Origin of the sequence: Microbacterium sp., assembly GCF_035556355.1 — a bacterium.
Taxonomy (GTDB): Bacteria; Actinomycetota; Actinomycetes; order Actinomycetales; family Microbacteriaceae; genus Microbacterium.
The window spans coordinates 29863-43758 of sequence record NZ_DATMFG010000018.1; the positions used below are offsets into that span (position 1 = coordinate 29863).

General features: G+C 70.2%; 10 protein-coding genes. 1 reads left to right on the forward strand and 9 read right to left on the reverse strand.

Annotation, left to right across the window (positions count from 1 at the left end):
* Positions 1 to 14: 14 nt before the first annotated feature.
* Genes VNR19_RS03530 through VNR19_RS03550 form a run of 5 tightly spaced genes read right to left on the reverse strand, consistent with a single transcriptional unit; the run spans position 15 to position 5303 of the window.
* Positions 15 to 1100, reverse strand: coding sequence for a glycoside hydrolase family 130 protein (locus VNR19_RS03530; protein WP_325723954.1), 1086 nt, complete (start codon positions 1098 to 1100; stop codon positions 15 to 17).
* Entirely contained in the window at positions 1097 to 1936 is an 840-nt protein-coding gene (locus tag VNR19_RS03535) for a carbohydrate ABC transporter permease (RefSeq protein WP_325723956.1), read from the reverse strand. Before VNR19_RS03535 ends, VNR19_RS03530 begins: the two co-directional genes overlap by 4 nt.
* On the reverse strand, positions 1933 to 2940 hold the full coding sequence (locus tag VNR19_RS03540; RefSeq protein WP_325723958.1) for a carbohydrate ABC transporter permease: 1008 nt from the start codon (positions 2938 to 2940) through the stop codon (positions 1933 to 1935). The genes VNR19_RS03535 and VNR19_RS03540 overlap by 4 nt, the downstream gene beginning before the upstream one ends.
* A 1-nt stretch (position 2941) precedes the next feature.
* Positions 2942 to 4228 carry an extracellular solute-binding protein gene (locus VNR19_RS03545; protein WP_325723960.1) on the reverse strand — a complete coding sequence of 429 codons (1287 nt, stop codon included), beginning with the start codon at positions 4226 to 4228 and terminating at the stop codon, positions 2942 to 2944.
* A gap of 22 nt (positions 4229 to 4250) precedes the next feature.
* Positions 4251 to 5303, reverse strand: coding sequence for a LacI family DNA-binding transcriptional regulator (locus tag VNR19_RS03550; RefSeq protein ID WP_325723962.1), 1053 nt, complete (start codon positions 5301 to 5303; stop codon positions 4251 to 4253).
* 168 nt (positions 5304 to 5471) lie between these two features.
* Here VNR19_RS03550 and VNR19_RS03555 point away from each other — a divergent pair, with 168 nt between their 5' ends.
* Positions 5472 to 6899 carry a dihydrolipoyl dehydrogenase family protein gene (locus VNR19_RS03555; RefSeq protein ID WP_325723964.1) on the forward strand — a complete coding sequence of 476 codons (1428 nt, stop codon included), beginning with the start codon at positions 5472 to 5474 and terminating at the stop codon, positions 6897 to 6899.
* A gap of 4 nt (positions 6900 to 6903) precedes the next feature.
* Here the strand turns inward: VNR19_RS03555 and VNR19_RS03560 are convergent, their stop codons facing one another.
* The 4 genes from VNR19_RS03560 to VNR19_RS03575 form a co-directional block, all read right to left on the reverse strand.
* Positions 6904 to 8607, reverse strand: coding sequence for an ABC transporter substrate-binding protein (locus VNR19_RS03560; protein ID WP_325723966.1), 1704 nt, complete (start codon positions 8605 to 8607; stop codon positions 6904 to 6906).
* A 4-nt stretch (positions 8608 to 8611) separates the two neighbouring features.
* On the reverse strand, positions 8612 to 8836 hold the full coding sequence (locus VNR19_RS03565) for a hypothetical protein (RefSeq protein ID WP_325034253.1): 225 nt from the start codon (positions 8834 to 8836) through the stop codon (positions 8612 to 8614).
* Positions 8837 to 8945: 109 nt separating this feature from the next.
* On the reverse strand, positions 8946 to 9239 hold the full coding sequence (locus tag VNR19_RS03570; protein WP_246301120.1) for a WXG100 family type VII secretion target: 294 nt from the start codon (positions 9237 to 9239) through the stop codon (positions 8946 to 8948).
* Positions 9240 to 9332: 93 nt separating this feature from the next.
* Entirely contained in the window at positions 9333 to 13886 is a 4554-nt protein-coding gene (locus VNR19_RS03575) for a type VII secretion EssC family protein (RefSeq protein ID WP_325723969.1), read from the reverse strand.
* Positions 13887 to 13896 lie beyond the last annotated feature (10 nt).

Here is a 13896-nt window from a genome sequence, read left to right on the forward strand (position 1 = left end):
GTTCGTTCCTTCGATCAGGGCGCGGCGTGCGCGCCCGAGTCGGTTCGGGTGAGCTCGGCGACGCCGATCTTCGAATCGGCCATGCCGTAGAAGACGAACGTGCGGTCCTCGATCCGCTCGATCGCCGTGGGGAAGACGACGTTCGGCACGATGCCGCTGCGTTCGTCGTCGGTCTCGGGCGCGAGCAGCGGCTCGGGCGTGCGCGCGATGACGCGCCACGGCTCGTCGGCGTCGAGCAGGAGCGCCCCGGCCGCGTAGTTCACGCGCTGCTGCTGGGCGAACGCGTTGTCGATCACGCCCGTGACGCCGTGGTGCAGCACGAGCCACCCCTCGGGCACGCGCAGGGGCGGCGGTCCCCCGCCGATCTTCAGCTCCTCGAACGCGAACTCGGGGCCCGCGACGAAGCGGTGCTGCTCCCACAGCGTGAGCGCCGTGATGTCGGCGGCGACCGCCGCAAGCGGCACGAAGCTGATCCAGATCGACTGGCGTGTGTCCTCGACCCCGGCGGGGACGCGGATGCCCTGACCGGGCTTCGTCTCGCCGAGATCCCACATCGGGCGATGGAGCACCGCGAGCGCGGTCGTGCCGTCGGGGGTCGTGACCGGCTCGGGGAAGAACACCGTGTCCTTGTTGTGGAAGAGGTTGAGGTCCATGTCGAGCGCGTCGTCGTAGCGGAAGAGCGCGGGGCCCAGCCGCCGCCACGTGCGCAGGTCCTCCGACACAGCGAGCGCCGTGCGCGGACCGAGCGGCCCGTACGCGACGTACGTCATGACGTGCATGCCCACGGCGGGGATGAACGTCACGCGCGGATCCTCGACGCCCGCGTTGTCGGCGCCGCGCTCCCACCCGCGATCGGGCTCGAGCACGACGCCCATCCGGTCGACCCCGACCGGTGCGCCGTCCTGGACGAGCACGCGCGCGAGACCGACGCGCGACACGTTGCCCGCCGCGACGAGGCGCGGCAGGAGGTACAGTTCTCCGTCCGGGCCGCGACCGGACGCAGGGTTGAGCACCCCCTCGGCCTCGTTCGGGTCGTCGGGATCCGGAGTCATGACGACGCCGACGCGCGTGAGCTTGTAGGGCACGGATGCGGCGCTCATCCCTTCACCCCCGACCCGAGCTCGTTCGAGGTGAAGTACCTCTGGAAGATGATGAAGAGCGTGACGGCCGGGACCGCCAGCACGACGGCGCCCGCCATCATGGCTCCGAACGGATTCGCGGTGGACGCCGCGATGTTGCTGATGAAGTTCGCCAGCGAGACGGCGAGCGGTTGCATGGACGCCTCCTTCGTGATGAGGAATGGCCAGAGGAACTCGTTCCACGGGCCGATGAACGTGAGCAGGACGGCGGTCAGCAGCGCGGGCCGCACGAGCGGCAGCGCGACGCTCCACAGGATGCGGAACTCGCCCGCGCCGTCGATGCGCGCCGCCGAGAACAGGTCCTTCGGCAGCTGCAGGAAGTACTGCCGGAACAGCACGACCGCCGTCGAGTTGATGAAGAACGGCAGGATCATGCCGATGTAGGTGTCGGACATGCCGTAATCGCGCGCGATCATGACGTACAGCGGGATCATGAGCAGCTGGAACGGCACGACCTGCACGAGCAGCGCGAGCGCGAAGGTCGCGCCGCGTCCGCGCCAGTGCAGCACCGCGAGCGCATAGCCGGCCAAAACGCCGAACACGACCGTTCCCAGCACGACACCCCCCGCGAAGATGCCCGAGTTGGCGAGCCCCTGCAGCAGGTTGATCCGCTCGTTGATCGCGACGTAGTTCGCGAACGTGATGTTGTCGGGGTTGGGGAATGCGCCGGCCGGCGTGGGATCGACGTTCGTCTGCAGCGAGCCGATGACCATGTAGTAGAAGGGGAACAGGAACGCGAGCGCCCCGAGGCCCAGCACGATGTAGAGCGTGATCTTGCTCCCGAGGATGCGCCTCATGACTCGTCACCTCCCACGAAGCGCCGCTGCAGCGCGGCGATGATGAGCACGAAGATGATCAGGATCACGCCGATCGCCGCCGCGACGTCGGGGTTGCCCTGCTCGATGCCCCGCTGGTAGATCAGCAGCACGGGGCTCGCCGAGGCACCGTTCGGCCCGCCGCCGCCGGTGAGCAGGTACGGCTCGGTGAAGAGGTTCGCACCCGTGATCGTCGCCAGCAGCACGACGAGCAGCGTTGCGGGCCGCACGCCCGGCACGGTGACCGTGAAGAACTGACGGATGCGCCCGCCCCCGTCCATCGACACGGACTCGTACAGCTCGCGCGGCACGTTCTGCAGCGCCGCGAGGTACAGCAGGATGTAGAACCCGAGCCCCTTCCACGTGACGAACAGTGCGATCGTCGGCATCGCGAGCGCCGAGTTGATGAGCCACGACGGACTCGGCGCGAGCGGCCCGAGGATCTGGTTCACGAGCCCGTGCTGCGAGAACAGGAACAGCCACACCGCGACCACCGCGACCGACGCGGTCACGTACGGCACGTAGTAGCTGACCCGGAAGAACGTGCGCGCGTGCACGATGCGGTCCAGCGCCGTCGCCAGGATGATCGACAGCACGACGGTGAGCGGCACGTTGATGATGAGGAACACGCCCACGTTGCGGAACGACTGCCACACCTTGGGGTCGTTGATCACCGCGACGTAGTTGTCGAAGCCGACGAACGGCCGGTCGACGTCGGCGCCCGGGGCGGCGAAGAAGTAGTCCTGGAACGACATCCACACCGCGAACACGATCGGCCACGCGAACACCAGGATCACGAAGGCGATGTACGGCGCCGAGAAGAGCAGGCCGTGCGGCTGTGCTCCGAGGATGCGGGTCAGGCCGCGACGCGGCTTGCCGCCGCGTTCATCACGGCGCGCCGGCGCCGCGTGGGGTGGGCCGCCGCCGGCCGGCCGGTCGGAGGAGTCCCCCGTCCGGCCGACGGCGCCCGCGACATCCGCGCTCATGTCAGCCCTGCGCGACCAGCTCGTCGATACGGGAGGCCGCGTCGGTCAGGAACTCGTCGACGGGCACCTCGCCGAAGATGACCGACTCGGAGTAGCCGTCGCGGAAGGTCTGCCACACCTCGACCGAGTTCGGCACGTTCGGCACCTCGACGGTGCGCGACGCCTGGTCGCCGAACTGCTCGTAGGCGGGGTTCGCCTCGAAGTAGTCCGGGTAGGTCTCGGTGAGGTTCTGCCGCAGCGGCATCTGTCCCGTCGTCTCGAGCCAGATGCCGTCCTGCTCCTCGCTCGTCGCGAACTTCAGGACGTCCCACGCGGTGGCCTTGTTCTCGCACGCCGTGAACAGGCCGATGTTCTTCGCGTCACTGAAGGTGTAGGTCTCCTCGGGAGCCGTCCCCGCCTCGGTCGGGACGGGAACCGCGCCCCACTCGACCGAGTCGCCGTAGACGGCGATGGCCCACGGACCGACGATCGCCATCGCGGCGTAGCCGTCGGCGAATGCGTCGCCCTGGTACTGCTCCTGCCCCGCGAGCTGCTCCTCGTAGAGCGTGCGCCAGAACTCGGCGACGGCGCGGCCGTCGTCGCTGTCGAACGTCGCCTGGCCGTCCTCTACGAGCAGCGTGCCGCCGGTCTGTGCGGCGTACAGCGGGTAGAAGTCGAACCACGACTGGAAGAACTCGCTCGTCGGCGCCGGGTTGATCGCGTACTGCGCGACCCCCGCATCCTTGAGGGTGCGCGCCGTCTCGAGGAACTCGTCGTAGGTCGACAGCGACGGGTTCTCGGGGTCGAGCCCCGCGTCGGCGAACATCGTCTTGTTGTAGAAGATCATCACCGGGTTGGCCTTCCACGGCAGCTGGTAGAAGCCGCCGTCCTCCGAGCGGTACTGCTCGGCGACCTCACCGCTGCGCTCGAGGATGTAGTCGTCGCCGTCGGGGAAGTCGGAGAGGTTCACGAGCCCACCCTGCTTCTGGAACTGCGGGACGGCCGCGGGGGACGTGTTGAACACGAGGCAGGGCGCGTTGCCCGCCGTGATGGCGGCGCCGATGACCTCTTCGCTCGAGGCGCCGGCGGGGATCTCCTGCGCCTTGATCTGCTCGTCGGGGTGGTCGGCGTTCCACGCCTCGACCATCTGCTTGCCCCACGCGATCTCCGCCTCGTTGTTCGAGTACCAGATGGTGATGTCGCCGCGGGCTTCCATGTCTCCGCCGCCCCCGCCGCCTCCCCCGCCGCACGCGGTGAGGACGAGGGCTGCCGCGACCGCTCCTGCCGCCGTGATGATGACGCGTCTCATGTTCTGCTCCTTCTCCGGTGGTTCAGGCTGTCGAGCCGCGCGAACGTCGCGGTCGACGTGGGGCCGCCCCCGTGGATTCCCGGATCACGAGGGTCGGTTCGTCGAGGTCGAGGTGCTTCGCGGGCGTGCCGGCGAGCGCCTCGAGGATGGTCTGCGCCGCGACCGCGCCCCATGCGCGCGCATCCGTCGCGACGGACGTCAGCGCGGGGTGCAGGTGGCGACCGAGGTCGGTGTCGTCGAAGCCTGTGATCGACAGGTCGCGCGGAACGGTGAGTCCGAGACGCTGGGCGATCCCGAGCCCCGCGACGGCCATGTGGTCGTTCGAGTACACGATCGCCGTCGGCGGTTCGTCGCCTTCGAGAAGCGCGCGAGTGGCGGCCGCACCCTCGGCGGCGCTGAAGTCGGTCGTCATGATGCGAGCACGCATTCCGTGCGCCCGCGCCGTCTCGGCGAACGCCTGCGCGCGGCGCGCGGCGTGAAGCATCGTCTCGGGGCCCGCGACGTGCGCGATCTCACCGTGACCGAGATCGGCGAGGTGGTCGACGGCGTGGCGGATGCCGGCACCGTCGTCGACCGAGACGGATGAGAACGGGCTGTCGACATCGGGCACGCCGAGCGTCACCGCGGAGAGGCCGAGGCCATCGACGATGCCGATCCGGGGATCACCCACGCGCAGGTCGGTGAGGATCACGCCGTCGACGCGCTTGTCGTGGGCGAGGTCGCGGTACGTCTGCTCTTCATGGCGGCCCGGCGTGACGGCTGCGAGCACGAGCACGAGCCCCGAGGTGGAGAAGACGTCTTCCAGGCCCGCGATGAATGACGGGAAGAACGGGTCGGCGGCGATCACGTCGGGACTCCGGCCGATCACGAGGCCGCACGCGAAGGAGCGCCCGACGCTGAGCGACCGCGCCCGCATGCTCGGGGTCCAGCCCAGCTCGCGCGCCGCCGCGAGGATGCGCTCGCGACTCGCGGGCGAGACGCCCGGCTTGCCGTTCAGCGCGAACGAGACGAGCCCCTTGCTGACGCCCGCGCGGCGCGCGACGTCGGCGATCGTGGGACGCGATGCCTCGGCCATCTCACTCCTTCGTGACGGTGCCCGGCGCTCCGGTGTTCGCCGGTATGCTAAACCGGTTTAGATCACGTGCGCCACCCCCTTGCGCGATCGCTCGCTTCGGGTGTATCGAACGGGCGGAGTCGGCGGACACCGCCCTCTCCCCCTGCCGGAATCGCTAGCGTGGGCGAGGTGAGCGAGCGCGAGTATGACCTCATCGTGATCGGAGCCGGCGTGGCCGGCGAGAACGTGGCCGACCGGGCGACGCAGGGCGGGCTTCGAACCGTCATCGTCGAGTCGGAGCTCGTCGGCGGCGACTGCTCCTACTGGGCGTGCATGCCGTCGAAGGCGCTCCTGCGAAGTCATGCCGCGGTGCGCGCCGCGCGCGGTGTCGAAGGGGCGAAGCAGGCGGTCACCGGCGTCGTCGACGTCGCCGCGACCCTCTCCCGCCGAGACACGATCGTGCACGACTGGGACGACGCGTCGCAGGTGAAGTGGCTCGACTCGGCGGGCATCGACCTCGTACGCGGACACGCGCGGTTCACGGGGCCGAAGCGCGTCGTCGTCACGGGCTCCGACGGTGAGACGACCCTCACGGCGCGGCACGCGGTCGCGATCGCCACGGGCTCCGCCGCACTGCTCCCCGACATCCCCGGCCTCCTCGACATCGAGCCGTGGACGAGCCGCGACGCCACGAGCGTGCGGGATGTGCCGAAGAGTCTCGCGATCCTCGGCGGCGGCACGGTCGCGAGCGAGATGGCGACACTCTTCGCAGGTTTCGGCGCCGCAGTGACGATGGTCGTGCGCTCACGCCTCCTCAGCGCCATGGAGCCGTTCGCCCGCGAGCTGGTGCAGGAGTCCCTCGAGGCAGCCGGCGTCACGATCCTCACGGGCGCAGAGGTGACCGGGGCCCGCCGTGGCGAGAAGGGCAAGGAGCTCGAGCTGTCGGACGGTCGGCGGGTCGTCGCCGACGAGGTGCTCGTCGCGACGGGACGGATGCCGCGCACCGCCGATCTCGGACTCGACGCGCTCGACCTCGGGATCTCCGACGGTGACTGGCTCGACGTCGACGACACGCTCCTCGTGCGCGGCACCGACTGGCTCTACGGTGTCGGCGACGTCAACCACCGCGCGCTGCTCACCCACCAGGCGAAGTACCAGGCGCGTGCCGCGGGCGATGTGATCGCGGCCCGCGCGACCGGCAAGCGCGTCGACGACGGCCCGTGGGGCGTCCATGCTGCGACTGCCGACCACCACCACGTGCCTCAGGTGACGTTCACCGACCCGGAGGTGGCGTCGGTCGGGATGACCGAGGAGGCGGCGCGCGCCGCGGGGCGCAGCATCCACGTCCTCGACTACGACCTGTCGTGGCTGGGGGGCGCGACGACCTACGCCGACGACTACCGCGGCAAGGCCCGCGCGATCGTCGACACCGAGCGCGGCGTGCTCATCGGCGCGACATTCGTCGGACCGGATGTCGCGGAGCTGCTGCCTTCCGCGACGATCGCGATCGTCGGCGAGGTGCCCCTCGACCGGCTGTGGCACGCCGTTCCGGCCTACCCCACGGTGAGCGAGGTGTGGCTGCGCTGGCTCGAGGAGTACGGTCGCCCCACGACCTGAGGCGTCAGGGGACGACCGCCCACTGCGCGACGGAGTGGGTGAGCGGCGCGTCCGCGCCGCTGCGAGCGGTCACGCCCGTCACATCCCGATCGAGCACCGTCACGCGCGGGTTCACGGCGAACGGACGGGCGACCGCCGCACGCACGATCGTCGCCTCGATCTGCGCCAGCACGTCCCTCGCCTCGTACACGTCGACGGTCTGCGCGAGCTGCGCGATGAGCGCATCGCGATCCGCGTCGGCGCGCGCGACGACAGGTGCAGCGCCCTCGCTCCCCCACAGCGCGGCGACGTCCGCCGGTGTCTGCGGGAGCGGCACGCGGACGATCGCCGCGTTCCACGCGCCCTGATCGAGTGCGACGGCCGCGTCGTCGCTGCCGCAGTCCGCCACGCTCCAGCCCGCTGTCCCGGCGGCGTCCCGCAGCGCGGCGAAGGCGCCGGCGGCGAACTCGCTGCGCCGGTCGTAGAGCACGCACACCGTCGCGCCCTCGGCGACCCCGGCGGCGGCGCGCTCGAGGGCGGGGTCGTCGGCCTTGCCGAGCACGGTCGCGAAACCGGAGTCCTCGCTCACGATGTCGAAAGCACGAGATTCCGGCGCCGCGAGCAGAGACGTCGTCGACGTGTAGGCCGACGACCACGCACCGCCGCCGCGACCCACGAGGTCGGACGCCGGCACCATGCGAAGGAAGGCCGCGCGCGCGGCCTCGTCGGCGAACACGGCGGTCGGAGCCAGCAACACGGTCCACACGGTTCCGTCGTGCGTCGTCTGGATCGTGTGGTCCCGCCGCTCCATCTCGTGGATCGGCGCGGCGTTCGCAGCGACCGGGTCGACCTGCACGACGTCGAGGCTCTCGCCGATCGCCGCAACCGGGTCGTCGCCCGCGGGCACGAGGTCGATCCGCGCGACCTGCGGAGTCACCGCGCCCCGATATGCCGGATTGGGCACCAGCGTGACGGTCTGGCCCTCGTCGGCGCGAGTGACCTCCTGCACCTGGAACGGCCCGCTCGAAACGAGCACGTCGGCGGGGACGGCGCCGTCCTCGGCGATCGTGAAGTCGTTGTGCCACACCTCCGCGATCGCGGCGAGAGCCGAGGCATCCGCCTCCTGGATCGCACGGATGACGGCCTGCTTCGCCTCCATGGCGTCGTCCAGTCCGAACGCGCGCCCGCCGACGGTGTGCGCCGCGACCGGGACGGTGACGGCGCTCTGCCATGTGTTCGTCGGATGCGGGAACTCCACCTCGATCGCGCGTGCGAACTCGTCCACGGTCGGAACGGCCGGTGACGCATCCGGCTCGGTCTCGGAGGCGTCGTCCGCGTCGGCTGCGAAGTATCCGGCGGATGCCGCCCACCCCAGGAGCAGGTCGGCGGCGTCGAGCGGGATGCCGTCCGACCAGCTCGGCTCGCCGAGGTCGTAGCGCACGGTGAACGGGTCGTCGTCGAGGATCGAGACCGTGCCGAAGCCCTCGTCGGGGACGAACTCGCCGTCGACGATGTCACCGAAGTCGGCGCGGATCGCCTGCGCGATCTCCAGGTTTCCCGGCGTCGGCGCGGCGGCCGCGTTCAGCGAGGTGAGCTCGCCGTTCCACCCCACGGTGATCTGCGTGCCGGGGACGACCGTGCCGGGAAGAGCGGGGCCGCACCCGGCGAGCACCGCGACGGCGGCCACGACGGCGAGTGCCGCGGCGCGGCGGCGGACCGTCCTCGTCACCGGATCACGCGTAGTCGACGTCGTCGCCGTTCTCGGCGGCCATCTGACGGAAGGGCTCGCTCTCTTCGCTCTCGAGCCACGCGCGCGCGTACTCGACGAGCACGGCCGGCGACTCCTCGGCCTCCTCCGCGGTCGCGAACGGGCCGAGTGTGTCTTCGGACGGCCGCTCATCGGCGCGCTGCACCGACTGCGTCGACAGGTTGTACCAGTAGCTCTGCCCCGGGGTCATCCGCTCACCGCTCCGTTCGTATTGCACATCTTCACAAGCCTCTCATCACGCGAAAGGCCGTGGTGCCGGTTCTCCGCCCCGGCACCACGACCTCTGCACGTTCGAGTGATCAGCCGCCGGCCAGCTCCGCGTCCTTGTCGCGGATCGAGTCGGCCATGCGGTCGAGCGCCTGGGCCATGTCGTTGACGGCCTCCGACGCGTCGTCCAGCGAGCTGGTCAGCTCCGAGTACGCGGTCGAGTAGGCCTCGGACGCGTTCTCGGTCTTGAAGCCGTCCTGCACGAGGTCGTCGATGACGCCCTGAAGCTCCTTCAGCGTGTCGGTGATGCTCTGGCGCCCGTCGCGCAGTCGCTGCGCCGCGCTCTCCATCTCGCTGTACGTTGCACCGAAATCGTGTCCGGCCATGAAACCCGCCTCCCAGCGTTCGTCATATTCAGGCCGTTCCGGCCTTACCCCGTCGAGGCTAGCGAACGCCGTCCGCAGCGCCCATGGGGAGAACTACCCATGGGCTCCCGCCGGCTCGGCGACAGGGCTCGTGGCCCCGCTGCCGGCGGTTTCCGCGACGAGCGGCATCTGCATCGTGACGGAGCGACCCGCCTGCACGAAGATGCCTCTGCCGACCGGGAAGTCCGAACGCTTGACGCGACCGAACGGGACCTTGAACAGCGTCTCGCCGTCGTACGTGTCGGGCTTGAGCACGATTCCCTGCCGACCCGTCTTCCACTCCCCGAGCACGCCGATGCTGCCGCTCGCACGCGTGATCTCGGCCTCGGCGATCAGCATGTGCTCACTGTTGTGCATCGCCTGCAGCAGCGCGCGCATCGGGCGGTCGGCAGGGCCGTCCGCGAGGTGCGGGATGTCTTCGATGACGATGAGGATGCGGCTGCCGGGGGCGTCGCTGACCACGAGCTCCGCCAGCTCCGCCGCCAGCTCCTTCTCGTCGTCGGGCTTCGTGGCGCTGCGCACCCACGGACGGAAGTCCTTGAGCTCGGCGCGACGACTTCCGAAGTGGTACAGGCGCAGGTCGGGATCGAAGCGCTCCATCGCGACGATGAGCGCCTTGAGCGCGTTCGTGCGACCCGACTGCGGCGGACCCGAGATCACGAACGACCCCAGCGGCTCGAAGCCTCGAGGCGCGAGCGTGTCGTCGGCGACGCCGAACACGGGCATCCCGTCCACGCGCGACGGCATCTCCGTCGTCCGGACCATCGTCGGGAGGGCGCCGATCTCAGGCAGGTCGCGAACGCCCATCTCGCGCAGGCGGTCGCCGAGCGCGGTGAGTGCCTTCGTCTGCTCGACCACGTTCGACGTGCCGCCGAGAACGGCGATCTGCGCCTCGTGGCCGTCGATGACCGCACGGCCGGGTGCCGACTGCTCGTCGAGCACGTCGCGCGGTGCACCGAGCAGCATGTACTGGGCGTTGTCGCCCATCCGCAGCACGACGCGGCGCGAGATGTTCGCGGCCACCGCGCTCGGCACGGCGTTGCCGCGATCCGCGGTGATGACCGTGTGAACGCCCAGCGTGCGTCCCTCGCCGAGGATCCGCATGAAGATCCGGTAGAAGGGGCCGCGACCGGGTGCGACCTCCCAGTCCTTCTTGAACTCCGGGTAGTTGTCGATGAGCAGCAGGATGCGCGGCATCGACGGATCGACGAGCTCCCGGTACTCCTGCACGGAGGCGGCACTCGCCGCGGAGAAGGCCGCCGCGCGACGGTCCAGCTCCTTGTCGAGCGTGCGGAGGAGGCGCTGGATGCGCTCGCCGTCGCCGCCGTCGACGACGGACCCCACGTGCGGGAGCGCGGCCAGCGACGAGAGCGCGCCGGATGCGAAGTCGAGGCAGTACACCTGCACGCGTCCGCGGTCCGGCCGCATGCCCGCCGCGGTGGCGATCGTCTTGAGCACGGTGGACTTGCCCGAGCCCGACGTTCCGTAGACGACGAGCGATCCGTCCCGGTCGGGGACGAACGCCGCCTGCATCTGCAGCTGCTTCTCCGGCACATCCATGAGCGCGATCGGGATGCGGGTGTCGCCGTCGTTCGGCAGGTCCCGAAGGTCGATGAGCGTCGAAAGCTCGTCCAACCACGGGCGACGCGGACGCGGCAGCCCGCCCAATTCGCTGGCGCGGACGAGAGTCGACACGATGCGACGCTGGTCGTTCGGGCCGAGGCTCTCCTCGTGCGCATCCGACTCCGGCGGCCGGTCGGGCTCCCACTCGCTCGTGGCGCCGAACTTGAGCTCCGACACCCGGACTTCGGCGGCTGCGCTCTCGTCGTCCGCCGTCCAGCCGCCGGTGTAGGCGGACTGGAAGGGAACCAGTCGTCCGGGGCCGATCTTGGCGATCGCGCGACCGGGGATCGTCGGGGGGAAGCTCGCCGCGATGGGGTCGTCGACCACATCGCGCGAGTCGGACTCGTCAGCCATCCGCAGCGCGATGCGCAGGTTGGTGTTGGCGCGCAGGTTGTCCTTGATGACGCCGGCCGGACGCTGCGTCGCCATGATCAGGTGGATCCCGAGCGACCGGCCGCGCTGGGCGATGTCGACGACGCCGTCGACGAACTCCGGCATCTCCGAGGCGAGCGCGGCGAACTCGTCGATGACGAGGACGAGCGACGGCGGGCACTCCGGATCCTGCCGCTTCTCGAGCTCCAGGAGGTCCTTCGCCTTCTTCCGGTTGAGCAGGTGCTCGCGGTGCTGCAGCTCGGCGCGGAGGCTCGTGAGGGCGCGGCGGACGAGGTGCGGGCTCAGGTCGGTGACGAGTCCGACGCAGTGCGGCAGGTCGACGCAGTCGGCGAAGGCCGATCCGCCCTTGTAGTCGACGAACAGGAACGTGACGCGGTCGGGACTGTGGGCCGCGGCCATGCCGAGCACCCACGCCTGCAGGAACTCGGACTTGCCCGCGCCGGTCGTGCCTCCCACGAGCGCGTGCGGACCGTGCGTGCGCAGGTCCAGCGCCATCGCGTCGCTCACGCCCTGTCCGACGATCGCGCGCAGCGTGCCCGCCTTCTTCAGCCGGGGCCGCGGAGCAGCGGATCGGTCGACGATCGTGTTGTTCTGCCGCCACCGCTCGATCACGACGGTCGGGTCCTCGGCGATCGCGCGGTCGACCAGCTGCAGGAACATCACCGAGTTCGGGATGTCGGATGCGTCGTGGACGACCGTGCTCGCGTCCACGACCGGCGAGAGGCGTCGCGCGAACATCTGCATGTACGCGTTCGACACGCCCTCCACGCGCACACCCTCGAAGTGCTGCCCGGTGCGCACCTGCCCGACGCGCGCCTCGTCGAGGCTCGTCGTGAGCTCGATGTAGCTGCGGCACACGGCCGGCAGCGACTCGACCGTGGGCGCGACGAACACGGCGTGCACGCCGTGGTCGGCGCCGCGCTCGAGCACGTCGGTCAGGCGACCGCGGTCGACGGGGGCGTCGCCGGTCACGAACACGATCACCGACACCTGCGGTGCGTTCTGCCGCTCCGTGGCGGCGCGCGCGACATCCGTGCCGTACAGCAGGGGGTTCCAGTCCTCCTTGAACGGCCCGCGCTTCTCGCCCTTGTCGGAGCGAGCCTCGGCACGACTGACGTACTCCTCGAGCGAACTCAGCAGCGAAGCGCTCGTCGGAGCGGAGTCCGCGAGGGCACCGTGCGCGAAGGGGCTGCGCTCACTGGACGTGTGCGGGAGCCACTTGAGCCAGTCGAGCTCAGGAGTCCACGTCGAGTCGGAGAACGCGACCGCCACGACGTCGTTCGGCGCGTGCATTCCGAACAGCTGCACGGCGATCCCGCGCATCGTGTCGGCGACGAGCGCGTGCGGTCCCGCGATTCCGATCGAGCCCGCGTCGGAGAGCGTGTCGAACACGGGCACGTCGTCCACGAACTCGTAGCGCGCGCGGAGCCGCTCCACGCGCTCGATGAACTCGGGCAGGCCCTCCGGGGTGTCGTTGTCGTCGATCACGTTGCGGGCCGGAAGTCGGCAGCTGCCCAGGCGGATGCCGAGGAAGTTCCAGTGCTCAGGCCGTCTCGTCCACAACATCGGGCCGAGCCGCATCGCCTGATCGAAGACCTCGGCGACCGGCGGCGCCTCGGCGTTGCGGGCGCGCTCCTCCTCCGGCTTGCCGCGGAAGAAGTCCTCCTCGAGCTGCTCGAACTGCCGCTCGAAGAGGAGATACTCGTGGTTCTCGCTCTTCTTGCTCTGCACCGACTGGTTGACGATGTTGCCGAACGCCATGAGCGGCGTCATCACGATCAGCAGCAGCGACCGGGGGTTGCCGTTCAGGGCGTACAGCGCGGCGCCCATCAGGATCGGCGCGATCAGGATCGGCCACGGGAAGATCTTGCCGATCTTCTCGGTCGGGATCCGCGGGGGCTTGAAGCGCGTGCCGGGGTAGCGCACCTCGACGCGAGGGCTGCGGTTGAAGAGCAGGCCGCCGCCGCGTTCGATGATCGGCTCCTCGGCCGCGGACCCGTCGAACGTGCGCGCGAACACGAGCACGAGCGTCGTGGCGCCGATGACGAAAGGCGTCCCCTCCTCGATCCGCACGCGCTGCACCTGGACGCCGTCCACCAGTACGCCGTTGGCGGAGTTGAGGTCGACGACTTCGACGTGCGCGCCGACCTCGAGGCGCGCGTGGCGCTTGGACACCATCGGGTCGGACAGCACGATGTCGTTCGCCGGGTCGCGGCCGATCGACACGCGGCCGGCGGCGAGCGGGAACTCCTGGCCCGCGAGCGGCCCCGAGGTCGCACGGAGCAGTCCCACGATGTCGCGTCGGGCGTCGGGGACGAACCCTGGACCGTAATTGATGACGGATGCCGCGAACCCCGACCCGATCGGAGCCTCGCCGATCGGGATGTCGGGCTGCAGCGACACCATGCGCTCGCCGGTGGGCGGTGCGACCGCGAGGGTCAGGACGTCACCCTCGCCGTACGGGATCGAACGGGCGGGGTCGGCCTCGGCGATGTGACGGGCCACGTCGCCGGCGGTCGCGGTGGAGTCCGTCGTGATCACGATGTCGACGGGATCGGTCGTGTGGCGGTGCAGTGTCAGCTTCAGTCTCATGTCAGTTCTC

Excerpts from the sequence above, each read along its gene's own strand:
- VNR19_RS03530 (WP_325723954.1), bottom strand. The coding sequence starts at position 1,100 with ATGAGCGCCGCATCCGTGCCCTACAAGCTCACGCGCGTCGGCGTCGTC.
- VNR19_RS03535 (WP_325723956.1), bottom strand. The coding sequence starts at position 1,936 with ATGAGGCGCATCCTCGGGAGCAAGATCACGCTCTACATCGTGCTGGGC.
- VNR19_RS03540 (WP_325723958.1), bottom strand. The coding sequence starts at position 2,940 with ATGAGCGCGGATGTCGCGGGCGCCGTCGGCCGGACGGGGGACTCCTCC.
- VNR19_RS03545 (WP_325723960.1), bottom strand. The coding sequence starts at position 4,228 with ATGAGACGCGTCATCATCACGGCGGCAGGAGCGGTCGCGGCAGCCCTC.
- VNR19_RS03550 (WP_325723962.1), bottom strand. The coding sequence starts at position 5,303 with ATGGCCGAGGCATCGCGTCCCACGATCGCCGACGTCGCGCGCCGCGCG.
- VNR19_RS03565 (WP_325034253.1), bottom strand. The coding sequence starts at position 8,836 with ATGACCCCGGGGCAGAGCTACTGGTACAACCTGTCGACGCAGTCGGTG.
- VNR19_RS03570 (WP_246301120.1), bottom strand. The coding sequence starts at position 9,239 with ATGGCCGGACACGATTTCGGTGCAACGTACAGCGAGATGGAGAGCGCG.
- VNR19_RS03575 (WP_325723969.1), bottom strand. The coding sequence starts at position 13,886 with ATGAGACTGAAGCTGACACTGCACCGCCACACGACCGATCCCGTCGAC.